At 67.4% G+C, this 25173-nt stretch carries 23 protein-coding genes; 21 read left to right on the top strand and 2 right to left on the bottom strand.

Annotated elements, in window-relative coordinates; genetic code table 11:
• The first annotated feature begins 40 nt into the window (after window positions 1–40).
• The 3 genes from AC1RQK_RS19825 to AC1RQK_RS19815 all read left to right on the top strand — a co-directional run bounded on the left by AC1RQK_RS19825 (window position 41) and on the right by AC1RQK_RS19815 (window position 5749).
• Complete coding sequence (locus AC1RQK_RS19825; RefSeq protein ID WP_492810653.1) at window positions 41–1750, top strand: NADH-ubiquinone oxidoreductase-F iron-sulfur binding region domain-containing protein; 1710 nt, start codon at window positions 41–43, stop codon at window positions 1748–1750.
• Window positions 1751–1764: 14 nt separating this feature from the next.
• Window positions 1765–4602: a formate dehydrogenase subunit alpha gene (gene fdhF / locus AC1RQK_RS19820; RefSeq protein ID WP_492810651.1), complete on the top strand. Its 2838-nt coding sequence runs from the start codon at window positions 1765–1767 to the stop codon at window positions 4600–4602.
• A gap of 130 nt (window positions 4603–4732) precedes the next feature.
• Complete coding sequence (locus tag AC1RQK_RS19815) at window positions 4733–5749, top strand: zinc-binding alcohol dehydrogenase family protein (RefSeq protein ID WP_492373682.1); 1017 nt, start codon at window positions 4733–4735, stop codon at window positions 5747–5749.
• A 167-nt stretch (window positions 5750–5916) separates the two neighbouring features.
• Here AC1RQK_RS19815 and AC1RQK_RS19810 read toward each other — a convergent pair whose 3' ends face one another.
• Window positions 5917–6888, bottom strand: a complete 972-nt coding sequence (locus AC1RQK_RS19810) for an alpha/beta fold hydrolase (protein ID WP_492810649.1) — start codon at window positions 6886–6888, stop codon at window positions 5917–5919.
• Window positions 6889–7076: 188 nt separating this feature from the next.
• Complete coding sequence (locus AC1RQK_RS19805) at window positions 7077–7607, bottom strand: TetR/AcrR family transcriptional regulator (protein ID WP_492810647.1); 531 nt, start codon at window positions 7605–7607, stop codon at window positions 7077–7079.
• Window positions 7608–7950: 343 nt separating this feature from the next.
• On the opposite strand from AC1RQK_RS19805, the gene AC1RQK_RS19800 reads away from it, so the two are divergent.
• The 18 genes from AC1RQK_RS19800 to AC1RQK_RS19715 all read left to right on the top strand — a co-directional run bounded on the left by AC1RQK_RS19800 (window position 7951) and on the right by AC1RQK_RS19715 (window position 25173).
• Window positions 7951–8343 carry a helix-turn-helix domain-containing protein gene (locus AC1RQK_RS19800; protein WP_150986631.1) on the top strand — a complete coding sequence of 131 codons (393 nt, stop codon included), beginning with the start codon at window positions 7951–7953 and terminating at the stop codon, window positions 8341–8343.
• A 525-nt stretch (window positions 8344–8868) separates the two neighbouring features.
• Window positions 8869–9090 (top strand): DUF2783 domain-containing protein, encoded by a 222-nt coding sequence (locus tag AC1RQK_RS19795; protein WP_492810645.1) that lies wholly within the window; start codon window positions 8869–8871, stop codon window positions 9088–9090.
• Between the two features lie 16 nt (window positions 9091–9106).
• A complete protein-coding gene (hmgA, locus tag AC1RQK_RS19790; protein WP_492373679.1) occupies window positions 9107–10456 on the top strand; it encodes a homogentisate 1,2-dioxygenase in 1350 nt (449 codons plus the stop codon).
• A 105-nt stretch (window positions 10457–10561) separates the two neighbouring features.
• On the top strand, window positions 10562–11824 hold the full coding sequence (gene fahA, locus AC1RQK_RS19785) for a fumarylacetoacetase (protein WP_492373678.1): 1263 nt from the start codon (window positions 10562–10564) through the stop codon (window positions 11822–11824).
• Window positions 11825–12448: 624 nt separating this feature from the next.
• Entirely contained in the window at window positions 12449–13177 is a 729-nt protein-coding gene (locus AC1RQK_RS19780) for a beta-ketoacyl synthase chain length factor (protein WP_492373677.1), read from the top strand.
• Entirely contained in the window at window positions 13170–13946 is a 777-nt protein-coding gene (locus tag AC1RQK_RS19775) for a lysophospholipid acyltransferase family protein (RefSeq protein ID WP_492373676.1), read from the top strand. The genes AC1RQK_RS19780 and AC1RQK_RS19775 overlap by 8 nt, the downstream gene beginning before the upstream one ends.
• Window positions 13933–14205, top strand: a complete 273-nt coding sequence (locus tag AC1RQK_RS19770; RefSeq protein ID WP_150986626.1) for a phosphopantetheine-binding protein — start codon at window positions 13933–13935, stop codon at window positions 14203–14205. The genes AC1RQK_RS19775 and AC1RQK_RS19770 overlap by 14 nt, the downstream gene beginning before the upstream one ends.
• An 87-nt stretch (window positions 14206–14292) precedes the next feature.
• On the top strand, window positions 14293–14550 hold the full coding sequence (locus AC1RQK_RS19765; RefSeq protein WP_043355719.1) for an acyl carrier protein: 258 nt from the start codon (window positions 14293–14295) through the stop codon (window positions 14548–14550).
• 6 nt (window positions 14551–14556) lie between these two features.
• Window positions 14557–15105 carry a COG4648 family protein gene (locus AC1RQK_RS19760; protein ID WP_043355718.1) on the top strand — a complete coding sequence of 183 codons (549 nt, stop codon included), beginning with the start codon at window positions 14557–14559 and terminating at the stop codon, window positions 15103–15105.
• Window positions 15098–16810: an ApeI family dehydratase gene (locus AC1RQK_RS19755; RefSeq protein WP_492810641.1), complete on the top strand. Its 1713-nt coding sequence runs from the start codon at window positions 15098–15100 to the stop codon at window positions 16808–16810. Before AC1RQK_RS19760 ends, AC1RQK_RS19755 begins: the two co-directional genes overlap by 8 nt.
• On the top strand, window positions 16803–17546 hold the full coding sequence (locus AC1RQK_RS19750; RefSeq protein WP_492810639.1) for a glycosyltransferase family 2 protein: 744 nt from the start codon (window positions 16803–16805) through the stop codon (window positions 17544–17546). Before AC1RQK_RS19755 ends, AC1RQK_RS19750 begins: the two co-directional genes overlap by 8 nt.
• Window positions 17543–18568 (top strand): lysophospholipid acyltransferase family protein, encoded by a 1026-nt coding sequence (locus AC1RQK_RS19745; protein WP_492810637.1) that lies wholly within the window; start codon window positions 17543–17545, stop codon window positions 18566–18568. The genes AC1RQK_RS19750 and AC1RQK_RS19745 overlap by 4 nt, the downstream gene beginning before the upstream one ends.
• 31 nt (window positions 18569–18599) lie before the next feature.
• Entirely contained in the window at window positions 18600–19049 is a 450-nt protein-coding gene (locus tag AC1RQK_RS19740; protein ID WP_492810635.1) for an acyl-CoA thioesterase, read from the top strand.
• Window positions 19046–19672, top strand: coding sequence for a LolA family protein (locus AC1RQK_RS19735; protein WP_492373672.1), 627 nt, complete (start codon window positions 19046–19048; stop codon window positions 19670–19672). The genes AC1RQK_RS19740 and AC1RQK_RS19735 overlap by 4 nt, the downstream gene beginning before the upstream one ends.
• Entirely contained in the window at window positions 19665–22046 is a 2382-nt protein-coding gene (locus AC1RQK_RS19730) for an MMPL family transporter (protein WP_492373671.1), read from the top strand. Before AC1RQK_RS19735 ends, AC1RQK_RS19730 begins: the two co-directional genes overlap by 8 nt.
• A gap of 78 nt (window positions 22047–22124) precedes the next feature.
• Entirely contained in the window at window positions 22125–23354 is a 1230-nt protein-coding gene (locus tag AC1RQK_RS19725; RefSeq protein WP_492810632.1) for an NAD(P)/FAD-dependent oxidoreductase, read from the top strand.
• On the top strand, window positions 23342–23995 hold the full coding sequence (locus AC1RQK_RS19720) for a DUF3261 domain-containing protein (protein ID WP_492373669.1): 654 nt from the start codon (window positions 23342–23344) through the stop codon (window positions 23993–23995). The genes AC1RQK_RS19725 and AC1RQK_RS19720 overlap by 13 nt, the downstream gene beginning before the upstream one ends.
• Window positions 23992–25173: a beta-ketoacyl-ACP synthase gene (locus AC1RQK_RS19715; protein WP_492373668.1), complete on the top strand. Its 1182-nt coding sequence runs from the start codon at window positions 23992–23994 to the stop codon at window positions 25171–25173. The genes AC1RQK_RS19720 and AC1RQK_RS19715 overlap by 4 nt, the downstream gene beginning before the upstream one ends.

Below are 25173 nucleotides of genomic sequence, written 5' to 3'. Positions count from 1 at the left end.
TCCATCCGGCCCCCCCAAGAGACAGCTTTTCGAGAATGCCATGAACCAGGTCGTCATTCCCATCGCGGTCCAGGATATCGGCAAGGCGCGCAAGCGCCGCCAGCCAAAGGGGCGGCAGCCTGACCCGGCAGCCTTGGCCGAAGTCCAGGCCGTCCTGGGCGACGTACCGCGCCGGCGCGACCTTCTGATCGAGCACCTGCATGCCATCAATGACCACTTCGGCCAGTTGGCGATCCCGCACCTGGTGGCGCTGGCGCAGGAGATGGGATTGTCGATGGTGGAGGTCTATGAAGTCGCCACTTTCTACCATCATTTCGATGTCGTGCGCGAGGGTGAGGACGGCGCCATCCGGCCCCCGGCCGCGGTGACGGTGCGCGTGTGCGAAGGCATCGCCTGCGAGCTGGGCGGGGCGCGCGACCTGCTCGCCCGGCTGCCGGCCCTGCTGGGCAGCGAAGTCAAGGTGGTGGCAGCGCCCTGCATCGGCCGCTGCGAGCGCGCGCCCGCCGCGCTGGTCGGGCAGAACCCGGTGGATCTTGCGAGCGCGCAGACCATTGTGGACACGGTTGCCGCACGCGCCGTGCATCACGCGCCCGAAGCCCATCTGGGCTATGACGACTATCGCGCGCAAGGCGGGTATCAGTTGCTCCGCGCAGTGGCCTCGGGTGAGCGTGATTCCGAATCCTTGCTGCGCACGATGGAGGATTCCGGCTTGCGCGGGCTGGGTGGCGCGGGTTTCCCCACCGGGCGCAAATGGCGGATCGTGATGGCCGAGCCGGCGCCGCGCCTGATGGCAGTCAACCTGGATGAGGGCGAGCCCGGTACCTTCAAGGATCGCGTCTACCTGGAGCGCGATCCGCATCGCTTCCTCGAAGGCATGCTGATCGCCGCCGCGGTGACCCAGGTCGGCGCGATCTACATCTACCTGCGCGACGAATACGCAGGCTGCCGTGCCGTGCTTGGCGAAGCGCTGCGCCGCCTGCAGGCCGACCCACCGATCCCGGGCATGCCGGAGATCCAGTTGCGGCGTGGCGCCGGCGCGTATATCTGCGGCGAAGAGTCCGCCATGATCGAATCGATCGAAGGCAAGCGCGGCATGCCCAGGCTGCGCCCGCCCTATGTGGCGCAGGTCGGCTTGTTCGGCCGGCCCACGCTGGAGCATAACTTCGAGACCCTTTACTGGGTCCGCGAGATCCTTGAAAAAGGCGCGGGCTGGTTCGCCGCGCAGGGACGCCATGGCCGGCACGGGCTGCGCTCGTTCTCGGTGTCGGGGCGCGTGAAGCTGCCCGGCGTGCACGTGGCGCCGGCGGGGATCACCGCGAGTGAGCTGATCGAGGAATACTGCGGCGGCATGCAGGACGGCCATCGCTTCTACGGCTACCTGCCGGGTGGCGCCTCGGGTGGCATCCTGCCGGCGTCCCTGGGCGATATTCCGCTGGATTTCGATACGCTGCAGCCCCACGGTTGCTTTATCGGATCGGCCGCCATCGTGGTGTTTTCCGAGCAGGACAGCGCGGTGGCCGTGGCGCGCAACCTGATGCACTTCTTCAAGCATGAGTCCTGTGGGCAATGCACACCATGCCGCGTGGGCACGGCCAAGGCGCTGGACGTGATCGCGCAGCCGGCATGGGACCTGGCCGCGCTGGCGGACTTGTCTGCGGTGATGCGGGATGCGTCGATCTGCGGGCTGGGGCAGGCCGCGCCCAACCCGGTGGATTGCGTGATCAAGTACTTTCCCCAGGAGCTGGCCTGAGCCGCGAGGACGATATGAGTGCACTGACCCGCGCCGAGCGCGCGCAAGTGGAGGCCTCCTCGGATACCACGGTGACGTTCCGCCTGAATGGCCGGGACGTGTGCGCCGGGCCGGGCGAGAGCTTGCTCAAGGTGGCGCAGCGCGAGGGGTTCGACATCCCGCACCTGTGCTACAAGGACGGCCTGGACACCGCCGGCAACTGCCGCGCCTGCATGGTGGAGATCAAGGGCGAGCGCGTGCTGGCGCCGTCGTGCTGCCGCTACCCTGCGCAGGGGATGGAGGTGCAGACCGCCTCCGAGCGCGCGCTGCGCGCGCAGCGCATGGTGCTGGCGCTGCTGCAGTCCGATATGCCTGAGGCGCGTTACACGCGCAACAATGAGCTGGACCAGTGGTCCGCCCGGCTGGACGTCGGCAAGCCGCGCTTTGCGCCGCGCGCCGCCGTGCCAGCCGATTTGTCCCATCCGGCCATCGCCGTCAATCTCGATGCCTGCATCCAGTGCACCCGCTGCGTGCGCGCTTGCCGCGAGGAGCAGGTCAACGATGTGATCGGGCTGGCCTTTCGCGGCGACCAGGCCGCGATCGTGTTCGACATGGGCGACCCGATGGGCGCCTCCACCTGCGTCGCCTGCGGCGAGTGCGTGCAGGCCTGCCCGACCGGCGCGCTGATGCCGGCCCGCGACGCCGCGTTGCCGGTGCCGGATCGCCAGGTGGAGTCGGTCTGCCCGTACTGCGGGGTGGGCTGCCAGCTCACCTACAACGTCAAGGACAACCGCATCCTGTTTGTCGAAGGGCGTTTTGGGCCGGCCAACCAGATGCGCCTGTGCGTGAAGGGCCGCTATGGCTTCGATTACGCCCAGCATCCGCACCGGCTGACGGTACCGCTGGTGCGGCGCGAAGGCGCCCCCAAGCGTGGCGATTTCGTGATGGATCCCGCGCGCGTGATGGACGTGTTCCGCGAAGCCAGCTGGGATGAGGCCCTCGCGCTTGCGGGCACCAGCCTGTCGGCCATCCGCGACACGTACGGCAAGCGCGCGCTGGCCGGCTTTGGCTCCGCCAAGGGGAGCAATGAAGAGGCCTACCTGTTTCAAAAGCTCGTGCGCACCGGCTTCGGCAGCAATAACGTGGACCATTGCACGCGGCTTTGCCACGCGTCGTCGGTGGCGGCGCTGCTCGAAGGCATCGGTTCGGGCGCGGTTTCCAACCCGGTGATGGATGTGGCACGCGCGCAGGTGGTGATCGTGATCGGCGCCAATCCAACGGTGAACCATCCGGTGGCGGCAACCTGGATCAAGAACGCGGTAAAAAATGGCACCAAGCTGATCGTGGCCGATCCACGCCGCTCCGACCTGGCGCGCTTCGCCCATCGCTTCCTGCAGTTCGAGCCCGATACCGATGTGGCGCTGCTCAACGCCATGATGCATGTGATCGTGGCCGAAGGACTGGTCGATCAGGATTTCATCGCCAGGCGCACCATCGGCTATGAGGAACTGCAGCGCAATGTGGCGGCCTACAGCCCGGAGCTGATGGCGCCGGTTTGCGGCATCGATGCCGACACCATCCGCTATGTGGCCCGGCTATATGCCAGTTCCAAAGCCTCGATGATCCTTTGGGGCATGGGGATCTCCCAGCATATCCACGGCACCGACAATGCCCGCTGCCTGATCGCCCTGGCGCTGATGACGGGGCAGATCGGCCGGCCGGGCACGGGGCTGCACCCACTGCGCGGCCAGAACAATGTGCAGGGCGCCTCCGACGCCGGACTGATCCCGATGATGTATCCGGACTACCATCGTGTCGACGATCCCGAGGCTGTTGCGCGCTTCGAGTCGTTGTGGGGCATGCCGCTGGATCGCCAGCCGGGGCTGACCGTGGTCGAAGTGATGCAGGCCATCGAGCGGGGCGAAGTGCGCGGGATGTACATCATGGGCGAGAACCCGGCCATGTCGGATCCCGATGCCCAGCACGCGCGCGAGGCGCTGGCGGCGCTGGACCACCTGGTGGTGCAGGATATCTTCCTGACGGAGACCGCCTACCTCGCCGATGTGGTGCTGCCGGCGTCGGCGTTCCCTGAGAAGACGGGCACCTTTACCAACACTGACCGCACGGTGCAGCTTGGCCGCCAGGCGATCGATCCGCCCGGGCAAGCGCGGCAGGACCTGTGGATTATCCAGCAGATGGCCGCCAGGCTGGGGCTGGACTGGTCGTACGCGAGCGTGGCCGACGTGTTCGACGAGATGCGCCATGCCATGCCCAGCATCGGCGGCATTACCTGGGAGCGCTTGCAGCGGGAGGACGCGGTGACCTATCCTTGCCGCGCTGAGGGCGACCCGGGGGAGCCGGTCATCTTTACGGACGCGTTTCCGACGGCTTCGGGCCGGGCCCGATTCGTCCCGGCCGACATCATTCCCGCGGCCGAGCGGCCCGACCAGGAGTACCCGGTCGTGCTCATCACCGGCCGGCAGCTCGAGCACTGGCATACCGGCAGCATGACCCGGCGCGCGGGCGTGCTGGATGCCATCGAACCGGAGCCGGTGGCGCTGGTGCATCCGCTCGACCTTGCCGCCATCGGTGGCCAGCCGGGCGACGTGGTGACGCTCGCATCGCGCCGGGGCCAGGTATCGCTGTTTGCCCGGGTGGACGACGGCACGCCGCGCGGCGCGGTGTTCGTGCCGTTCTGCTACTACGAGGCCGCCATCAACAAGCTGACGAACGCGGCGCTGGACCCCTTTGGCAAGATCCCGGAATTCAAGTACTGCGCGATCCGCATCACGCTGGGTGGCGAGGTGCCGCGGCAGTCTAGTTTTGGGGGCGGACAGATCCTTGCGGCTGGCAGCAAACAAGGAGACGGCTAGATTTTCCGGGAAATCGGGAAATTGATTGTTGGATTTTCCGGCTAATCAATGCACGGCAGTGGGGCTACGCTGTGGCCATGGCGCAATCCCGTGCCGCAGAACCTGCTTGATTGACTTGGTGGAACCCGCAATGAAAGCCGTTGGCCTGACCCGTTACCTGCCGATCGACGACCCGCAATCCCTGGTCGACGTGGACATCGCCACCCCCGTGCCCGAAGGCCGCGACCTGCTGGTCAAGGTGGCGGCCATCTCGGTCAATCCCGTGGATGCCAAGGTGCGCGCGCCCAAGGATAAGGTCGAGCCTGTCACGCGCGTGCTCGGATGGGATGCAGCTGGCACAGTGGCCGCGGTGGGCCCGGATGTCACCCTGTTCAAGGTGGGCGACCCGGTTTTCTACGCTGGCAGCATTACCCGGCCTGGCGCCAATAGCGAGTTCCACCTGGTGGATGAGCGCATTGTCGGCCATAAGCCTGCATTGCTCGATTTCGCCCAGGCCGCCGCGTTGCCGCTGACCGCCATTACGGCGTGGGAAGCCTTGTTCGATCGCCTGGGCGTCTCGCCGCAGGGCAAGCATGCCGGGCGCTCCGTGCTGGTTATCGGCGGAGCAGGGGGCGTGGGTTCCATCGGCATCCAGCTGGCCAAGACGCTGGCGGGGCTGACGGTCATCGCCACCGCGTCGCGGCCGGAGTCCGCTGCCTGGTGCCGCGAGCTGGGCGCTGACCACACCATCGATCACCGTGGCGACATGCCGGCCCAGTTGCGCAAGCTCGGCTTTGCCGAGGTCGACTACATCCTGTGTTTTAACGACACGGACCGCCACTTTGCTGCCATGGCGACCGTGATTGCGCCGCAAGGCAAGATCTGCTCGATCGTGGAGAACAGCGGCCCGCTGGCCGTGGGCGACCTGAAGAGCAAGAGCGCCACCTTTGTGTGGGAGTTCATGTTCACCCGCTCGATGTTCGGCACGCCGGACATGATCGAGCAGTATCTCTTGCTCAACGAGGTGGCACGGCTGGTCGATGCCGGCCGGCTGCGGACCACGCTGGGCGAGAACCTCGGGCGGATCGATGCGGCCAACCTGCGCCGCGCCCATGCCATGCTGGAGAGCGGGCGGACCATCGGCAAGCTGGTGCTGGAAGGGTTCTGACGCAGGGTTCTGACAGGTCTCCAAGGAGGAGGCCGGCTGGCGAGGTGCCAGCCGGTCTTCTTTTTTCGTTTAATCAGCAATTAACCGCCAAGCTCGGACCCACACCGCCAGCGGCGATTATGTGGCATGCCACATAATCGCTGCCGCAAGCAGGGTTTGGGAGTGATTCAGGCATCGGCCTGGGCCTGCATCCTGCGAGTTGCCTCGGCAAGCCCGGGCGCGTCCGCGGCGCCGCGGATGAACGATACCGCCCGTGCGATGACCTGTGCGTCGTGCAGGACACGGCGATGGCCCAGTCCGTCCGTGGCCATCAACTGCGCGCCAGGCCATGCACCGGCAATGGCAGCGCCGCTCTCCCAGCCCACTTCCTTGTCTTGCCGGTCGTGGATCACCAGCGTGGGCGGCACCGGGCGGGCGCGCCCGATGGCCGGGACGTTGAAGGCAGACCACGGCATGCCCAGCCAGCGCTCGCTGTTGCGCTGCATGCGGGCCAGTGCGCCGGGCCCAATGCCGAGCCGCCAGGCCAATGCCGCGGCGGCAGTGTGCATGTCGGCCGGCGGGCCGATCATCACGGCAGCCTGCAGATGCAAGCCTTCGCGCACGGCCAGCGCCAGCGCGGCGCTGCCGAGCGAATGCGCAATCACCGCGTGGACCGGGCCGGCGTGCCACGCCGTGGCCAACAGCGAATGTGACATTTCCACAACAGAAGTCTGGCCCGCGCCGCGTGCACCCGCGTCGGAGCCGCCGTGCGAGAGCGCGTCAAAGGCGACCACGCGCATGCCAGCCGCCAGCAGCGGTGCAACCAGCGGTTGCCACTGGGCGGCATGGCCACCCCAGCCGTGGGCCAGCAAGACGGTCGGCCCGGTATTGCCCCATCGATAGACGCGCACGCGCCGGCTCGCTCCCTGGCCGGTCACGAGCGCCCAGTCCGCGCGCGCACGGTCAAGCAGTTCACGGCCAGCGCCATCCGGGCCGTTGCCATGGGGCGGACGGAACCATGCGTGCTCGAGCGCGCGCGCTACGCCGGCCGGATAAAGCAGCTCGGCCAATTGCCAGCCAAGGCGCCCCAAGCGCATTGGCGCCCCGGATATCGGCGCGGCCTGGCGGGTTTTGGTGGATGAGTAAATCGCTTGCGTCACGGCGGTCACCTCTAGCGAAGACTTCTGGCATTCCTGGCCGGGGCATCGGGGAGAGGCGATACCCCTCCGGTAAGACCGACCAGTCGTGCTATTTTTTATTTCAAAAAAAGACGACATCCTGCCGTCTTGAAATTTATCCCGATCTGTCTTGCGGGAGGCGCCTCGCGCAGGTGCCTCCTCGTCCTTGGCTACTTGCGCACGGGCTGCGCAAGCTCGGCCCGGCGGAGCAATGCCTCGAACGCCCGGCGGGCCATGGTCTCGGCGTCTTCGCGGCCCAGCAGCTTGTAAGACTGTTGAAAGGACATGCCGATGCCGACCATCTCGAAGGCGAACTGCCGCGCGTCTTGTGCCGGCGAAAGATCGCCTTCCTCGATCGCGTCGGTCACGGCCCTGGCGATAAGGCTATGCCAGTCTTTCAGCGATTGCACCACCTGATCCCTAACGGCACCGGGGCGGTCGCGGTATTCCTGGCCTAGCGCCATGAACAGGCAGCGGCCTTTATTGACGGATCCACCGAGCCAGAGCATGTACCCTTCGAAGAGAGCTTGCACCCGACGCGTGCCGCGCGGCAGGCGCATGGCCGGCCTGAAGACGACGTCCGAAAAGCGCTCCAGGGCGAGCGCCAAAACTGCTTGCTGCAAGGCTTCTTTTGACTTGAAGTGCGCATAGAGCCCGCTCTTGGACATGCTGGTGTCGGCGGCCAATGTGGCGAGCGACAACTGCTCGAACCCGATCTGGGCGGCGGTGTCCAGGGCCTGCTCGATGATGGCTGCGCGGGTAAGTTGTCCTTTCTGCATGTCGAAAGAATAGCACGACCGGTCGTATTGTCAACTTCGCGCTTGTGCGTTTTCGTCAACCTATTTCACTGCCGCCCGTTATGTCACCACGGAGGCAGATAATTGTGCTGTATCGGACCTATTGACAGGCTAGGATTAGCCTGCGCAGGGTGCCAACAAGAAATCTGCACAAAGTGTTGCCCTGATTACATACGGAACGCTTTGCGTGCTCTATACTCGAATGCACGTCCGCGCACTTTTTTTTCATTGGTGACTGGAGACCGACATGAACAGTACAGCCGTGCCTAGAGGCGCTAGCGAACCGTTCCGGCAACTGCGGGCGTTGCGCCGAGCGCGAAAGCTCAAGCAGGAAGACGTCGCCCGTAAGGCCGGGATCTCCCGGGAAGCTTACTTGCGGGCAGAATCGGGTCAGGCCGACCCCCGCATGTCGACTTTCCTAGCGGCTTGCGAGGCGCTTGGCCTGGAAGTGGTGCTGGCACCCCAGCATCTTGCTGCCGACGTCAACGCGTTTATTGCCAGCCGCAATGGCGGCGTCACGGCCGCTTCCATGGCCGGGCAGGCGCCTGCCGCAACGCCTACCGCCGCAAGCCCTGCACCGGCCACCCCGGTCAGCACAGGCTTCGCGTCGAGCCCGGGCGAAGGTCACAAGCCAGCCTGAGCACTCGCGCTGGTTCCGGCCGGGTCTGCGGCCGGATTGGCGCGCGCTTGTCATACCAGCAGCGGGCACGCCCCCACGTGCCTGCTGCTGGGGTTTTGCCTGCTTTACATGGATGGCCGGATGCCGCGCCTGGCGGCATCCGTCTGTCTTTGACGACCTCGGCCCCGCGCCGAGGCCGGGTCGTGCGTTTGCCTGTCGAGCCTGTCGCTTTCTCCCTGTCGTACTTGTTTCTCTTCTCCGCCTGACATTGCTCGGGCTGCCTGCGCTTGTGCGCCGTCTGGCGTCACGTCTTTGTCTCACCCTGTCCTTCGCGCCTAACCTACAAACGTGGTGTCCGCCGGTTTTCGCCGTCCGCGGAGAAATAAGGGCCGATACTGGTTTGACACGTCCGAGGCCTGCGATTACGATATAGTAAATCAATTACGGATTGTGAAATTCACGATCCGGCGTTCGAAAGACACCGCCAGTGTGATCACTCGTCCACTATGCCCGCTGCGGCAGTGGCCTGAGTAGGGAGACAAGCCAATGCCGCTGAGTGCCGAACCCAACCTTGCCCGTCCGGACGACTTCTACGAGGCGCTGATCGACATGCATCGCGATCTCTCCGACGCGCAGAGCCAGGCCGCCAACGCGCAACTGATCCTGCTGCTGGCCAATCACATCGGCGATCTTGCTGTTCTGCAGGAAGCCATGGAGCTAGCCCGCGCGGGCGTGCTCGATTCATCGAAAGCGAAATCGCAAGCGTAAGAGGAAGACCCAAGATATGACGCAGACGCCATTGAACCTTGTGAACGTGAAAGGGCAGGCGCCCGACCACGGCACGCCCGGCTACCAATCCGGTTTTGCCAACGAGTTCGCCACCGAGGCACTGCCCGGTGCGTTGCCGGTGGGGCAGAACTCGCCCCAGCGCGCGCCGTATGGGCTGTATGCCGAGCAGATTTCCGGTACGGCGTTTACCGCGCCGCGCGCGCACAACCGGCGCAGCTGGTGCTATCGCATTCGCCCGGCGGCGATGCATGAGCCGTTCACGCGGGTCGAGCAGTCGCGCATCGTCAGTCATTTCGATGCGGTGCCGCCATCGCCCAACCAGATGCGCTGGAGCCCGCCGGCGATGGCCAAGGAGCCCACCGACTTTGTCGACGGCATCATCACCATGGCCGGCAACGGCGGCCCGGAGGCCATGTCGGGTTGCGGGATCCATCTGTACCTGGCCAACCGCTCGATGACGGATCGCTTCTTCTACAATGCAGACGGCGAGATGCTGATCGTGCCGCAGCAGGGCAGGCTGCGCCTGGCGACCGAGATGGGCCTGCTGGACGTCGAGCCGCAGGAGATTGTGGTGATCCCGCGCGGCGTGCGTTTTCGCGTGGAGCTGCCGGATGGCGAGGCGCGCGGCTATATCTGCGAAAACTATGGCGCCTTGTTCCGCCTGCCCGACCTGGGCGTCATCGGCTCCAATGGCCTGGCCAATCCGCGCGACTTCCTCACGCCGCATGCTTGGTATGAGGATCGTGAGGGCGATTTCGAGCTGGTGGCGAAGTTCCAGGGCAACCTGTGGCGCGCCGCGATCGGGCACTCGCCGCTGGATGTGGTGGCCTGGCATGGCAATTACGCGCCGTACAAGTACGACCTGCGCCGCTTCAACACCATTGGCTCGATCAGCTTCGATCACCCGGACCCCTCGATCTTCCTGGTGCTGCAAAGCCCGTCCGACACCCCGGGCGTGGACAGCATCGATTTCGTCATCTTTGGCCCGCGCTGGCTGGCGATGCAGAACACCTTCCGCCCGCCCTGGTTCCACCGCAACATCGCCAGTGAGTTCATGGGCCTGATCGAGGGTGTCTACGATGCCAAGGCCGATGGCTTCTCGCCTGGCGGCGCCAGCCTGCACAATTGCATGAGCGGCCACGGCCCGGATGCCGAGACGTTTGCCAAGGCCACCGCCGCGGATACCTCGCAGCCGCATCGCATCGGCGATACCATGGCGTTCATGTTCGAGACGCCGGCCGTGATCCGGCCGACGCCGTATGCAGCGGAGTCGGCGCAGTTGCAGGACGATTACTACAGGTGCTGGCAAGGCCTGAAGAAGCATTTCAACCCCAGCGAGCGCTGATCCTCAAGTCCCAAGACCGGTTTCACCCGGCCGACCATCATGAATCCAGGGTGCCCGCGCGGCGCATGTCGCCGGCACCCTTGTCATTGCCCTCCGGAGCCCCCGATGACCACTGTCCAGCAGAGTTGGATCGAATCCGCCAATGATGGCGTTACGCATTTCCCGCTGCAGAACCTGCCCTACGGCATCTTTTCCCCGAACGGGCAGGGCCCGCGCGTAGGCGTCGCCATCGGCGACTTCATTCTCGACCTGTCCGTGCTGGACGAGGCGGGCCTGCTGCCTGCCTCCGTCAAAGGCGTGTTTAGCGGCGCCACGCTCAACGCCTTCATCGCGCTCGGCAAGCCGGCATGGACTGAAACCCGCCAGCGCCTGACGTCCATGCTGGCGGCGGACGACACCACCTTGCATCCCAAGTCGGCCCTGCATGAGCAGGCCCTGGTGCCGATGGCCTGGGCTACCTTGCACCTGCCGGTGGACATCCCCGGCTACACCGATTTCTACTCCTCGCGCGAGCACGCCACCAACGTCGGCCGCATGTTCCGCGATCCGGACAATGCGCTGCTGCCCAACTGGCTGGAGATTCCCATCGGCTACAACGGCCGCGCCAGCTCTGTGGTGGTGAGCGGCACGGAACTGCGCCGCCCGAAGGGGCAGATCAAGCCGCCGAACGCGCCGCGCCCGGTCTTTACGGCTTGCCAGAAGCTCGACTACGAACTGGAAATGGCCTTCATCGTCGGCAAGCCGTCGACCCTGGGCGAGCCGGTCAGCACCGCTGCGGCCGCCGGACACATGTTCGGCATGGTGATCCTCAACGACTGGAGCGCGCGCGATATCCAGCAGTGGGAGTACGTGCCGCTGGGCCCATTCAACAGCAAGGGCTTTGGCACCTCGATCTCCCCATGGGTGGTCACCATGGACGCGCTCGAGCCGTTCCGCCGCGACAATCCGGTGCAATCGCCCGAGCCGCTGGCGTATCTGCAGCAGCCCGAGCGCAATGCCTATGACATCGCACTGGAAGTCTCGCTGCGCCCCGAAGGCGCGGAGCAAGCCACCACCGTCTGCCGCACCAACTTCAAGGCCATGTACTGGACCATGGTCCAGCAACTGGCGCACCACACCGTGTCCGGCTGCAATGTCCGTGTGGGCGACCTGATGGGCTCCGGCACCATCAGCGGCACCACGCCGGATTCCTATGGCAGCCTGCTGGAACTGACCCGTAACGGCGCCGAGCCCTTGACGCTGGCGGACGGCAGCAAGCGCGGTTTCCTAGAAGATGGCGACGAAGTGGTCATGGCCGGCTGGTGCCAGGGCGACGGCTATCGCGTCGGCTTTGGCGAGGTGGCAGGGAAGATCCTGCCCGCGCTGTAAGCCGCATCACGCTCGTTTTGCCACGGGCCCCCGCCGCGCTACGCCGGGCGGGGGATAACCCGCTCACACTCCCTCCCGCTCTCATCCCCCCGTTTCCCTCCCGGCCTTGACAGGCATGGCTACGCCACCGCATGGCCGGCAGGCGCGCGCCGTTACAATTGACAACCTTCTTAACCTTCTTGCATCCCCTGTTGCCGCGCCTTTGTGCGAGAATTCGGCCCTGACAAAAAGGGCGAGTCAAAGTTCGGCATTCCTGCCAAAAATGATGTTTTGATTGTCCCGCGGCTGATGCCGATGGGTCGCCTGGGGTCAGTTTTGCGGGTTTTCGGTCGTTAACACCTATTTAACACCGATTTAATACCGACTCGCTGACGGGCAACGTCATTTGCCAGCAGGCAGCCATGTCCGCCACGGCAGCGGCCCCGGAGTCAGTGCAAAAAAAGTATTCAAGTAGCAATCGAGCGGAAAATCAGGGCAAACAGGCGGTATCTGCCCACAAAATTCGGCAACGGGCGTGATTCGTGATGTGTGCGAAACGCCTGCGTGTCTGCTGGCGCCGGCGTGCATCACCCGCGGGCCGGCAGCGACCCGCCTTTTCATCCACCCTACGCGAACGGCACGGCAATGGAATTTGGTATTCGCGCATGGGCGGCATGTGCAGCACAACTAGAAACGCAGCAAGCCTGGCAGGCCTGGAGCCGCGCGCCCTGGCTGCCCAAAGGCGACGCATTGCCCACGCTGGCCGCCATGGCCCCGATGCTGCGCCGCAGGATCACCGCGCTGGGCCGCGCTGCCTTGCATCCCGCCTATGCCTGCCAGCCGGGCGTGGACGGCATTCCCGTCATCTTTGCATCGCGCCACGGTGACACCCTGCGCCCGCTGCAAATGCTTGGCGACCTTGCCGACGGCGAGCCCTTGTCGCCCACAGCCTTCGGCCTGTCCGTGCATAACGCCATCGGCGCGCTGTATTCGATCGACCGGGGCGATCCGGGCAACCTGCAAGCCCTGGCCGCGGGCCGCGATACGGTGGAAGCGGCGGTGGTGGAAGCGTGCGGTTTGCTGGCCGACGGCGCCCCGGAAGTCTTGCTGGTGCATTACGAGGCGCCGCTGCCCGAGGCCTATGCCGTCTTCGCGGACGAACCGGAGTGCCTGTTCGGGTGGGCGTGGCGGGTCGGCATGCCGCAGGCGGGGCAACCGGTGCTCAGCCTTGAGGTGGTGGGGGAGACCCTGCCGGCCGGCGCCGGCGTGACGCTGCCGCATGGGCTGGAGGTGCTGCGCTTCATGCTGTCCGGCGACGCCGAGTTGCGCCACGCCGGCGAGCGTGCCGGCTGGAGGTGGCAACGACATGGTTGAGCGCCTGGACCGGGCCTGGCGCGTCTGCGCGACCGGGCTGTGCTTTTCCAGCTTCGGCGTCGGCGGGCTCGTGCTGCGGGTGCTGGTGTTCCCGTTGCTTGCCGTCTTGCTGTGGTCTTCGGCGCGCCGGCAGCGGGTCTGCAAGAACGTGGTGCATTACGCATTCCGGCTTTTCCTGTGGCTGATGCGCTCGGTCGGGGTGATCCGCTACGAGGTGCTGCATCCTGAGCGGCTGCGCCGCCAGGGCTTGCTGATCGTGGCCAACCATCCGTCGCTGATCGATGTCGTCTTTCTGATCGCGCTGACGCGCCAGGCCGATTGCGTGGTGCGCTCCGGCCTGGCCCGCAACCCGTTTACCCGTGGCCCGGTGCGCGCCACCGGTTACGTCTGCAATGACTCCGGCGCGGGCATGGTGGATGACTGCATTGCCTCGCTGCGCACGGGCAATAATCTCGTCATCTTCCCCGAGGGCACGCGCACGCCGTTGCATGGCCCGCTGCGCCTGCAACGGGGTGCGGCCAATGTCGCGGTGCGCGGCGGCTTTGCGCTGACGCCTGTGGTGATCCGGTGCGAGCCGCCCACGCTCACCAAGGGTGAGAAGTGGTACCGCGTGCCGGCCCGCAGGCCTCGTTACATCATTGACGTGCGAGAGGATGTCAGTGTCGCCCAGATGGTGCCGTCCGGACTGGACGACGCGCTGGCGGTACGGCACCTGACCCAATCGCTATCCGAGTTTTTTTCCAGGGAGGTCCGCCGTGAAGGCGCTTGAGCAAGAAATCAAGGAACTGATCATTTCATCGTTGTCGCTGGAGGATATCGGCGTGGACGATATCGACGCCGACGCACCGTTGTTCATCGAAGGGCTGGGCCTGGATTCGATCGATGCGCTCGAACTCGGGCTGGCGCTGCAAAAGCGCTACGGCGTGACCATGAACGGCGACAAGGAAGACATGCGTGCGCGCTTTGCCAGCGTGACAGCGCTGGCCACGTTCGTCGCATCTCAGCGTGCTGGCCAGGCTTCTGCCTGAACCCGCCCGCGACACACCAAGGATCCACATACCACTTGCCAGGCCGGCAACCACGGCCGGTCATAGCCGAACAGGGGGAAGCCCATCATGACCCATGACGAAATCTTTGCGCGGGTGGCCGCGGTGCTCGAGGAAACCTTCGAGATCGACCCGGCCCGCATTCGTCCCGAAGCCCGTCTCTACGACGACCTGGACATCGACAGCATCGACGCGGTCGACCTGCTGGTGAAGCTCAAGCCGATGCTGAACAAGCCGATCAAGCCGGAGCAGTTCAAGGCCGTGCGCACCGTGCAGGACGTGGTGCAGGCGCTGGCCTTGCTGATCGACTCGCCCGCCACGGCCTGAGCGCGCATGCCCGTGCGCAAATTGCTGCTCGGCGTGTTGACGCTGTGCTATCCGGTGGCGATCTACTTTGGCCTGCAGCATTGGTCGCCGCGCGTGATGGCGCTGGCGCTGGTGGCACTGGCGCTGCTGCGCGCCCTGACCAGCCGCCAGGCCGGCTGGCGCCTGCTTGCCGTGGCCGCCGCCGTGCTGGCCGCGATCGTGGCCGCGTCCAATCACGCGCTGCCCCTCAAGCTGTATCCCGTGCTGGTCAATGCCGCGATGCTGGGCTTGTTCGGCTGGAGCCTGCGGCACCCGCCCAGCCTGGTGGAGCGGCTGGCGCGGCTGCGCGAGCCGGACTTGCCGCCGTCGGGCGTTGCGTACACGCGCCGCGTGACGCAAGCCTGGTGCGTGTTCTTCGTGTGCAACGGCACGGTAGCCGCACTGACCGCCGTGCTGGCCAGCGACCGCATCTGGGCGCTTTACAACGGCGGCATCGCCTACGGATTGATCGGCGCCATGTTCGCCGGCGAATGGCTGGTGCGCCAGCGTGTGATGGCAAGGGGGCGGCATGGCTGAGTGGCTGGGCGTAAGCGGGTTGATGGCGGCGCTGGCGCAGCGCTCGCACGTGGTCGCGCATGGCGCGGCCGGCGCGACCACCGCACCGGAGTTCGTGCGGCGCGTGGCCGCCTGGCGGCAAGCGTTTACCGCCGCGCCGGGCAAGTCCTGGGCGCTCTACATCGAATCGACCTCCGAGTTCGCGGCGGCGCTGTTCGGCGCCTGGCACGCGGGCAAGCACGTGGTGCTGCCCGGCGACACGCGCGCCGAAACGCTGGCGGCATTGCGCGAGCGCGCCGATGGCTGCGCCGGCGAGTTGCCCGATGGCCTGTGGCCGCAAGCATCGATCGAGCCGGCCAACGGCAGCATGGACTGGCCTGCGCTGGCGCCAAGCGACACGCTGGTGACGATGTTCACCTCGGGTTCCACCGGCGTGCCCGGCGCCATCGTCAAGCACCTGTCGCAGCTCGACGCGGAAGTGCAGGCGCTGCAGGCCGCGTTCGGCGCGGAGCTGCCGGCGCAGGTGAGGGTGCTGGCAACGGTGTCGCACCAGCATATCTACGGCCTGCTGTTCTGCGTGTTGTGGCCGCTAGCGGCGGCGCGCGCCATGCCGGCGGATCGTCTCGCGTTCCATGAGGAAATCGTGCGCGCTTGCGGTGATGCCCCGGCGCTGCTGGTCACCAGCCCGGCGCACCTGCGGCGCATGCCGCAAGCGCTCGACTGGTCTGCCGCCCGCGGCGTGCTGCGCGCCGTGTTCTCGTCCGGCGGGCCTTTGCCGCCGGAGGCCGCGACCGATGCGTTGCGCCATCTGGGACAAGCGCCCATCGAAGTGTTCGGGAGCTCGGAAACCGGCGGCATCGCCTGGCGGCAGCGTGCCCGCCACGAAGACCGCTGGACTCCGCTGCCGGGCGTGCAATGGCGCTTGCAGGACGGCTTCCTGGCGGTGCGCTCCGCGCACCTTCCGGACGACGGCTGGTTTCTGTGCGCGGACCATGTGCTGCCCGCCGCGGATGGCGGATTCACCCTGGCGGGCCGCGCCGACCGCATCGTCAAGATCGAGGAAAAGCGCGTATCGCTGACCCAGGTCGAGCAGGCGCTGGCCGCGTCGCCGCTGGTGCGGGAGGCGCGCGTGGTGCTGCTGGAGCTGGATGTCGGCACGCGCCTTGGCGCCGTGGTGGTGCCCAGCGAGAGCGGCGCGGCCATGCTGGCCGGGCAGGGCCGCGCGGCCCTGCTTGCCGCGCTGCGCGCCCGCCTTGCGGATGCCGTGGACGCGGTGGCCTTGCCGCGGCGCTGGAGCTTTGCCGAGGCGCTGCCCTGCAACGCGCAGGGCAAGACCACGCAAGCCATGCTGCGCGACGTGTTCCGCCGCGTGCTGCCGGCCGTGCGCTGGCAGGCCGCGGAGGATGCGCTGTCCGCCGCCGCCGAGCTGGAGGTCAGCGAGGACCTGGCCGTGTTCGACGGGCATTTCCCGGGTAGCCCCATCGTGCCGGGCGTGGCGCAGGTCGACTGGGTGATGGCGCTGGCGCCCGAGCGCCTGCCGGTGCCGCCGCGCGCGCGTTTTCGCCGGATCGAAATTCTGAAGTTCCAGGCCGTGATCACGCCCGGCACCCTGGTGCACATGACGCTGGCGTGGCAGCCCGAGCGCGGCGCGCTGGGCTTTCGCCTGAGCTCGGCGCGCGGCCCGCACGCCAGCGGGCGCATCATCTTTGGAGAGGCGGATGTTTAAGCCCGTGGCGCTCGTCCCGGTCTACGACCACGAACGTGCCATCGGCGCGATGGTGCAGGCCATTCTCGCGCACCCGTTGCCGTGCCTGCTGGTGGACGATGGCAGCAGCCCGGCCTGCGAGCGAGTGCTGCGCGAGCTTGCCGCAAGCCATGCCGATCGGGTCCAGCTGATCCGCCTGGCGCAGAACCAGGGCAAGGGCGGGGCCATCATGGCGGGCTTCGAGGAGGCCGCGCGCATGGGATTTACGCATGCGCTGCAGATTGATGCCGACGGGCAGCATGATGCCGGCTGCATCCCCCAGTTCCTGGCCCTGGCGCAGGCCAGCTCGCACGCCATGATCTGTGGCTGCCCGGTCTACGACGAATCGGTGCCGCGCGTGCGGCTGCTGGCGCGTTACCTGACCCACGTCTGGGTCTGGATCAACACGCTGTCGTTCGCCGTGCGCGATTCGATGTGCGGCCTGCGCGTCTATCCTCTCGCGCACGTCCTCCCGCTGGTGCGCCAGGTCAAGCTGGGCCGGCGCATGCAGTTCGATACCGAGGTGCTGGTGCACCTGGTCTGGCGCGGCGTGCGCATCGTCAACGTACCCACGCGCGTGACGTATCCCACCGACGGCGTTTCCCATTTCCAGGTCTGGCGCGACAACGTGCTGATCTCTTCCATGCATACACGGCTCTTCTTCGGCATGCTCAAGCGCTTGCCGGTACTGCTGTGGCGCAAGGTGCGGCCGGCATGAGCACGCCCCAAGCCACCCAAGGCACCCAAGCGACGCAACCCGGACGCATGGCCCGTCACTGGAGCCAGATCCGCGAATCCACTTGCGTATGGGGCGTGTGGAGCCTGTACTGGCTGTATCGCCTGTGCGGCCGCGTGCTGTTCCGCGCGGTGCTGTACCCGGTGGTGACCTACTACTGGCTTGCCAAGCCGCTGGCGCGCCATGCGTCGCTCGACTATCTGCGCCGCATCCAGGCCGCCACGGGCGCGGTCGGCCCGGCGGGCATGATGCCGGGGCTGCGCCATAGCCTGCGCCACCTGTTCTCGTTTGCCGACACGCTGCTGGACAAGCTGCTTGCCATTGGCGGCGGCTACCGCTACGGCGCGGTGCGGCGCGAAGGCGCCGAGGTGATGCTGGCGCAGATCGCCAGCGGGCAGGGCGGCATCATCGTGACCGCCCACATGGGCTGCCTGGAGCTGTGCCGGGTGCTGGCCAACCAGCGCGCCGGCCTGCGCCTGACGGTGCTGGTGCATACCGCGCACGCGGCGCAGTTCAACCGCATCCTGTCGCGGCTGGACCCGCGCTCCGGGCTGCAGCTGTTCCAGGTCGACGATATTTCGCCGGCCACCGCCTTGCTGCTGGCCGAGAAGGTCCGCGCGGGCGAGTTCGTGGCGATTGCGGGCGACCGGGTTCCGGTGCATGGCGGCCGCGCCGTGACGGTGCCGTTCCTGGGCGCGCCCGCGCGCTTTCCCGTGGGGCCTTATGTGCTGGCGGCGTTGCTGGAATGCCCGCTGTTCGCCATGGGCTGCGTGCGTTCGGGCAAGGGCCACCTGCTGCGTTTTACCGAACTGGCCCGCGAAGTGCGCCTGCCGCGCGCGCGGCGCGACGCGATCCTGACCGAGCATGCGGCCGGCTATGCGCAATGGCTTTCGCAACTGCTGGTGGAGTCGCCCTACGACTGGTTCAACTTTTACGATTTCTGGGGGCAGGGCGGCGCCGTGCCGGACGCGGCGCGCGCCAGCGCCGCGCCCATTGAAAGCTGACCTGAATCCGGATATCGCGATACCCAACCTTATGCCCCAAGCCTCCCAGGACTTCAGCTTTGAGATCACGCTCAGCGCGGCCTTCCACGACCTCGACCCGATGAACGTGGTCTGGCACGGCAACTACGTGCGCTATTTCGAGCAGGCGCGCTGCGCGCTGCTGGCGCGCTACCACTACGACTACCCCGCCATGCGGGACTCGGGCTATGCGTGGCCGGTGGTGGACATGCGCGTCAAGTATGTCGGGCCGCTTACCTATGGCCAGTCGTTCATCGTCCGCGCCACCATCGTCGAGTGGGAGAACCGGCTCAAGATCGAGTACGTGGTCCGCGATGCCGCCAGCGGCCGGCGCCTGACCAAGGGCTACACCATTCAGGTGGCGGTGGACATGGCCAATGGCGAGATGCAGTATGTCTGCCCGCCGGTCCTGCTGGCGTGCCTTGGCGTGCAAGACGGGGCGCAGCCGGATCGCCAGGCATGATGCGCCGCCGCCTGTTGCAGGCGCTTTGCTGCGCCGTGCTGGCTGGCCCGGGCCTCGCCGCCGCGGCCGCGCCGGATTTGCTGGCCTCGGTGGCTGCGCGCTTGTCCGATGCCCCGGTCATCCACGGACGCTTCGAGCAGATCCGCCGCCTGTCCGGCTTTGCCAATCCGCTGGTCTCACGCGGCGACTTCGTGCTCGCGCGCGAGCGTGGCGTGGTGTGGAGCACGCGTGAGCCGTTTGCGTCCAGCCTGCTGGTCACCCCGGACCGGCTGGTCATGCGCGGTGCCGATGGCCGCGTGCAGCAACAGTTGCAGGCAGACGCCCAGCCCGCCATGCGGGTCGTGGGCGAATCGGTGATTGCCGTGCTGCGCGGCGACCTGCGCGCGTTGTCCACACGTTTCGAGGTGGCCGGCGAGCTGGTTGGCAAGAGCGGCTGGACGCTGACGCTGACGCCGACCGATGCCGGCATGCGGCGCGTATTCACCCGCATCGAGCTGGCCGGGGATCGCTTTGTGCGCAACGTGCGCCTGGAAGAAGGCAGCGGCGACAGCACCACCGTCAAGATGATCGACCCGAGTGCGGCCGCCAAACTCGGTGCGGATGAGGAGAAGCGCTTTGAGTAAGGCGGCAAAGGTGGCTAAGGCCGCCGCGGCCACTGGCAAGCCCGCGCACGGGCTCAGCACCCTGGAGCGGGTGCTGGCCGTGGCGTGGCTGTTGCTGGTGATCGCGCTGACGGCGCACCAGTTGCAGTTCTGGCGCGCCTCGCGGCTCGACACCGATGTGATGGCCTTGCTGCCCACCAGCCAGCGCACCGCCACCGCCGACCGCGTGCTGCGCCGGCTGGCCGACGGCGTCTCGCGCGAGATCGTGGTGCTGGTCGGTGCGCCTGACTGGGCCCGCGCCCGTGCCGCCGCCGATCGCTTCAGCACGGCCGCGAAACCGCAGGCGAGCTTGCTGCAGCCAGTGGACCGCATCGCCAGTTTCGACCTTGACGCCGCGCTGGCCTTCTACCGGCCTTACCGCGACCGCCTGCTTACCGACAGCCAGCGCGCCATGCTGCGCCAGGCGGATCCCGATGTACTGTCCCAGCAGGCGCTGACCCGGCTCTACCAGCTTTCCACCGGCCCGCGCCTGACCGACTGGGCGGCTGACCCGATCGGGCTCTGGCAGGACTGGTGGCTGTCGCGCGCGGCCATCACGCGCGTGCATGAGCGTGATGGCCGCGCGGCGCTCAGCGCCGAGGGCAAGGAGTGGGTGCTGCTGACGTATCGCATCACCAAGCCTGCGTTCTCGGTAAGCGGCAATACGGACTACGGCGATGTGCTGCAGCTGGGCGAGCGCGCCGCCGCGCAGGGCGACGACGGCGTGCACGTGGTGGCCGCCGGCATTCCCTTGCACGCGGAAGCCGCCGCATCCCAGGCCAACCTGGAGATGAACGTGATCGGCTGGGGCTCGCTGGCGGCGGTCTTGCTGCTGGTCTGGCTGGCCTTCCGTTCGCTGCGCCCGATCATCTTGGTGGGGCTGTCGCTGCTGATCGGCACGGCTGCCGCGGTGTCCGCCACCGCGCTGGTGTTTGACCGCGTCCACCTGATCACCCTGGTGTTCGGGGCCAGCCTGGTGGGCGTGGCCGAGGACTTCGGCATTCACTATTTCGTGTCGCGGCAGGCCAGCCCTGGCCTGTCGCCGCCGCAGGTGATGCGCAGGCTGCTGCCGGGCATGGCGCTGGCGCTGTCGACCAGCGTGGTGGCCTACCTGGCGCTGGGCATCGCGCCGTTCCCGGGGCTGCGGCAAATGGCGCTGTTCTCGGCCGTGGGGCTGGTGGCGGCTTTTCTGACCGTGGTGTTCTGGTTCCCGCTGCTCGATCGCGGCCAGCTGCGCCAGACGCGCCTGTCGAGTTGGCTGACCGCCAGCCTGGCCCGCTGGCCGCGCGTGGGCATGGATCGCGCTTCGATGCTGCTGCTGGGCGCCCTGGCCTTGTTCATCGTGCCGGGGCTATGGCAGGTCAAGGTGGCGGATGACGTGCGCCAGCTGCAAAGCTCGCCGCCGGCGCTGATCGAGGCGCAGCGCACCGCCGGGCGCTTGCTGGGCACACCTAGCCCCGCCCAGTTCCTGCTGGTGCGCGGCGACTCGCCGGACCAGGTGCTGGCGCGCGAGGAAGCGGTCAAGGCGGCGCTGGCGGGCGTGGTGGCGCGCGGCGAGCTGGAGGGCTTCCTGGCCATCTCCGATTGGGTGCCATCGGCGTCCCGCCAGCATGCCGATGCCACGCTGACGGACGGCCTGGAGGCCGCCGTGCGCGAGCGCGTGGCGCGTGCGGTGGGCGGCACCGTGGGCGCGCCCAATGCCGCTGCGCCTGACCGCGTGCTGACGTTGCCGGCGTGGCTTGCGAGCCCGGTTTCCGAGACGTTGCGTCACCTCTGGCTGGATCGCGAGGGCCAGGGCTACGCCAGCGTCATGCTGCTGCGCGGGCTGGACAAGCCCACCACCATTGCGCTGATCGAGGCGGCGGCGGCCATGGTGCCGGGCGTCGAGTGGGTGGACCGCGTGGCCGACCTGTCCTCGCTGCTCAAGCATTACCGCGTGCTGATGACCTGGCTGCTGGGCGCCGGCGCGCTGGGCGTGGCGCTGTTGCTGGCATGGCGCTATGGCAGGGCCTCGTGGCGGGCGCTGGTGCCGACCTTGCTGGCGGGGGTATTCAGCGTGGCGCTGCTGGGCTGGCTGCATGTGCCGCTGCAGCTGTTCTCCGTGCTTGCGCTGGCGTTGCTGCTTGGCGTGGGCGTGGACTACGGCATCTTCCTGCTGGAGCATCCCGGCGATGGCGAGTCATGGACGGCGATCGTGCTTGGCGCGGCCAGCACGCTGCTGGCCTTTGGCCTGCTGGCGCTGTCGTCCACGCCGGCGCTGCATGCCTTTGGCATGACCATGCTGTCCGGCGTGGGGGCGGTATGGGTGCTGTCGCCATGGTTCCGGCCCCACGCGCCGCATGGGCATGCGCACTAGCTTCATGTTGAAGTCGCAGCAAGACAAATAGCAAGACAAATAAAACCAACAAGATCAACGAGTCAAACAGGGTTGCAAATGAATACCGAACAGGTGGATGTCCTTATCATCGGCGCCGGCCCGGCGGGCTCCGTGGCGGCGGGCCTTTTACGCAAGCGCGGCATTGATGTGCTGGTGATCGAGAAAGAGACCTTTCCGCGCTTCTCGATCGGGGAAAGCCTGCTGCCGCAGAGCATGGCCTACATCGAAGAGGCGGGCATGCTGCAGGCGGTGGTCGAAGCCGGCTTCCAGTACAAGAACGGCGCTGCCTTCGTGCGTGGCGACCGCTATACGGATTTCGATTTCCGCGACAAGTTCTCCGCCGGCTGGGGTACCACCTACCAGGTCCAGCGCGCGCGCTTCGACGACGTGCTGATCCGCGAGGCGCAGAAGCAGGGCGCCGAGGTCCGTTTCAAGCACCAGGTGAGCGCCGTCGACCTGGAGGGCGAGCAGCCTTGCGTCACCGTGCGCGACCCGGATGGCAAGGCGTACCAGGTGCGGGCGCGTTTCCTGCTGGATGCCTCGGGTTTCGGCCGCGTACTGCCGCGCCTGCTGGACCTGGAGTCGCCGTCGCACTTCCCCGTGCGCAGCGCCATCTTCACCCACGTGGAAGACCGCATCCCGCTGGGCACCTTCGATCGCAACAAGATCCGCGTCAGCGTGCATCCGGAGCATGTCGATGTCTGGTACTGGACCATTCCGTTCTCGGACGGCCGCTGCTCGCAGGGCGTGGTGGCGGAAAAGCGCTTCCTCGACCAGTACAAAGGGACCGAGACCGAGCGGCTGCGGGCGCTGGTGGGCGAGGAGCCCGGCCTTGCCAAGCTGCTGGCCAACGCCAACTGGGACACCCCGGCACGGCAGATTGCCGGTTACTCCGCCAACGTGAAATCGCTGTGGGGCAAGGGCTATGCGTTGCTGGGCAATGCGGGCGAATTCCTCGACCCGGTGTTCTCGTCCGGCGTCACCATTGCCTTCAAGTCCGCCAGCCTGGCCACGGCCTGCCTGGCGCGCCAGTTGAATGGCGAGACGGTGGACTGGCAGGCCGACTACGGCCGCCCGCTCAAGGACGGCGTGGATTGCTTCCGCACCTTTGTGGAAGCGTGGTACGAAGGCCGCTTCCAGAAGCTGATTTTCCATCCCGATGCCACGCCGGAAATCCGCCGCATGATTTCGGCCATCCTGGCGGGCTATGCCTGGGACCGCACCAACCCGTTCGTCACCGAGTCGCGGCGCCGCCTTGGCGTGCTGGAGCAGCTTTGCGAAGCCTGATCGCCAGGCATCCCTCCATTGGCGCCGTGCCGGCGCGGATGCTGCTGGGTGTTGCCGCGTGTGCCTTGCTGTTAGCGGGCTGCGCCGGCCCGGGAGCGGGGGCAGGTTCCGCTTCGCCGCCTGCCTCGCCCACCCTGCCCGCCGAGCAGCAGCCCGTGCCGTTGCTGCGCCTGCCGCCGGCATCGCTGGGCCGCGAGCTGGCGCTGCAGCAGCAGATCACCGTGGTGTACCGGACCCCGCGCGGGGAGGAGCGCCGCGAGATCCAGGCCTTGCTGGAAGCCGATGCCACCCACACGCGGCTGGCCGCGCTGGCCGGCGGGCAGGTGCTGGCGCGGCTCGACTGGGATGGGCAGGACCTGCGCGTGGTGCGCTCGCCCTGGGCGCCGGCCGAGCTGGTGCCGGAGCGTATCCTGAGTGAAATGCAGTTGTCGTTGTGGCCGGTCGAGGCGATTGCCGCGGCCTTGCCGGCGGGCTGGCGCCTGGAGGTCGAGGCCGGCCGGCGCGTGCTGCGCGCGGGTGGCGAGGTGGTGGCGCAGGTGCGCTATCCGGACCCGCAAACGATCGAGTTCGAGCAATACCGCGATGGCTATCGGCTGACCATCCGCACCCTGCCGCCGGCAGGGCAAGGAGGGACGAAATGAATGTCTTTATTAATGCACTGGGCATGACCTGCGCGCTGGGCGACGGCGCGGATGCGGTGCGCGCGGCGCTCTGGCGCGGCGACGCCCCGCAGGGCGGCGAGGTGACCGAGCTTTACAGCCCGGGCCGCCCGCTGCAGCTCGGCACGGTCAACGCCGCGCTCAGCCTGCCGGACGACACGCCACAGGTGCACCGTACCCGCAACAATGCGCTGCTGTATCACGCCGCGCTCCAGTTCATTGCGCAGGCGCAGGCCGCCATCGCCCGGGTTGGCCCGGCGCGGGTGGCGGTGGTGCTGGGCACCAGTACCTCCGGCATTGCCGAGGGCGGCGTGGCCGTGCGCGCGCGCGCTGCCACCGGCGCGTGGCCGGAGGGTTTCCACTACGGGCAGCAGGAGCTGGGTTCGCCGGCGCAGTTCCTGGCCGGCGTGCTGGGCGTGACTGGCGTGGCCTACACGCTGTCCACCGCCTGCTCGTCGAGCGCCAAGGCGCTAGGGGCTGCCGCGCGCCTGCTGCGCAGCGGCATGGCGGACGTGGTGATCGCGGGCGGCGCGGACACCCTGTGCTCCTTCACCGTCGCCGGCTTCAGTGCACTGGATTCCGTCTCGGCGTCGCGCTGCAACCCGCTGTCGGCCAACCGTTGCGGCATCAACCTGGGCGAAGGCGCCGGCTTGTTCCTGCTGTCCGCCGAGCCGGGGCCGGTGCGCCTGGCCGGCTGCGGCGAGACCTCCGACGCGCATCACATGTCGGCGCCGGACCCCAGCGGCGCCGGTGCCCGGGCCGCCATGCTGCAGGCGCTGGAGCGCGCCGGGCTTGCGCCTGCGGACATCGATTACCTTAACCTGCACGGCACCGCCACGCCGCAGAACGACGCCATGGAAGCGCTGGCATGCGCCGCGGTGTTCGGCGCCGATCTGCCGCTCAGCTCGACCAAGCCGATGACCGGGCACGCGCTCGGCGCGGCCGGTGCCATCGAGGCCGCGCTGATGTGGCTGACGCTGGTCGACAATCCGGACGGCCGCCTGCCCCCGCACTGGTGGGATGGCGTGCCCGATCCGGCCTTGCCGGCGCTGCGCGTGGTGGCCCCCGGCGAAACGCTGGGCCGCGCGCCGCGCTACGTGATGAGCAATTCCTTCGCTTTCGGCGGTAGCAACAGCGCCGTGATACTGGGAGCCGGCTGA

The organism is Cupriavidus sp. GW822-FHT02D05, assembly GCF_058802485.1.
The sequence above is the reverse complement of the archived record's forward strand: the minus strand, read 5'-3'. Positions and strand labels throughout refer to the sequence as shown.

Coding starts and splice junctions, on each gene's coding strand:
- AC1RQK_RS19825 (WP_492810653.1), top strand. CDS start 41: ATGAACCAGGTCGTCATTCCCATCGCGGTCCAGGATATCGGCAAGGCG.
- AC1RQK_RS19750 (WP_492810639.1), top strand. CDS start 16,803: ATGTTTAAGCCCGTGGCGCTCGTCCCGGTCTACGACCACGAACGTGCC.
- AC1RQK_RS19755 (WP_492810641.1), top strand. CDS start 15,098: ATGGCTGAGTGGCTGGGCGTAAGCGGGTTGATGGCGGCGCTGGCGCAG.
- AC1RQK_RS19815 (WP_492373682.1), top strand. CDS start 4,733: ATGAAAGCCGTTGGCCTGACCCGTTACCTGCCGATCGACGACCCGCAA.
- AC1RQK_RS19795 (WP_492810645.1), top strand. CDS start 8,869: ATGCCGCTGAGTGCCGAACCCAACCTTGCCCGTCCGGACGACTTCTAC.
- fahA (WP_492373678.1), top strand. CDS start 10,562: ATGACCACTGTCCAGCAGAGTTGGATCGAATCCGCCAATGATGGCGTT.
- AC1RQK_RS19740 (WP_492810635.1), top strand. CDS start 18,600: ATGCCCCAAGCCTCCCAGGACTTCAGCTTTGAGATCACGCTCAGCGCG.
- AC1RQK_RS19780 (WP_492373677.1), top strand. CDS start 12,449: ATGGAATTTGGTATTCGCGCATGGGCGGCATGTGCAGCACAACTAGAA.
- AC1RQK_RS19760 (WP_043355718.1), top strand. CDS start 14,557: ATGCCCGTGCGCAAATTGCTGCTCGGCGTGTTGACGCTGTGCTATCCG.
- AC1RQK_RS19715 (WP_492373668.1), top strand. CDS start 23,992: ATGAATGTCTTTATTAATGCACTGGGCATGACCTGCGCGCTGGGCGAC.
- AC1RQK_RS19725 (WP_492810632.1), top strand. CDS start 22,125: ATGAATACCGAACAGGTGGATGTCCTTATCATCGGCGCCGGCCCGGCG.
- hmgA (WP_492373679.1), top strand. CDS start 9,107: ATGACGCAGACGCCATTGAACCTTGTGAACGTGAAAGGGCAGGCGCCC.
- AC1RQK_RS19800 (WP_150986631.1), top strand. CDS start 7,951: ATGAACAGTACAGCCGTGCCTAGAGGCGCTAGCGAACCGTTCCGGCAA.
- AC1RQK_RS19775 (WP_492373676.1), top strand. CDS start 13,170: ATGGTTGAGCGCCTGGACCGGGCCTGGCGCGTCTGCGCGACCGGGCTG.
- fdhF (WP_492810651.1), top strand. CDS start 1,765: ATGAGTGCACTGACCCGCGCCGAGCGCGCGCAAGTGGAGGCCTCCTCG.
- AC1RQK_RS19735 (WP_492373672.1), top strand. CDS start 19,046: ATGATGCGCCGCCGCCTGTTGCAGGCGCTTTGCTGCGCCGTGCTGGCT.
- AC1RQK_RS19765 (WP_043355719.1), top strand. CDS start 14,293: ATGACCCATGACGAAATCTTTGCGCGGGTGGCCGCGGTGCTCGAGGAA.
- AC1RQK_RS19745 (WP_492810637.1), top strand. CDS start 17,543: ATGAGCACGCCCCAAGCCACCCAAGGCACCCAAGCGACGCAACCCGGA.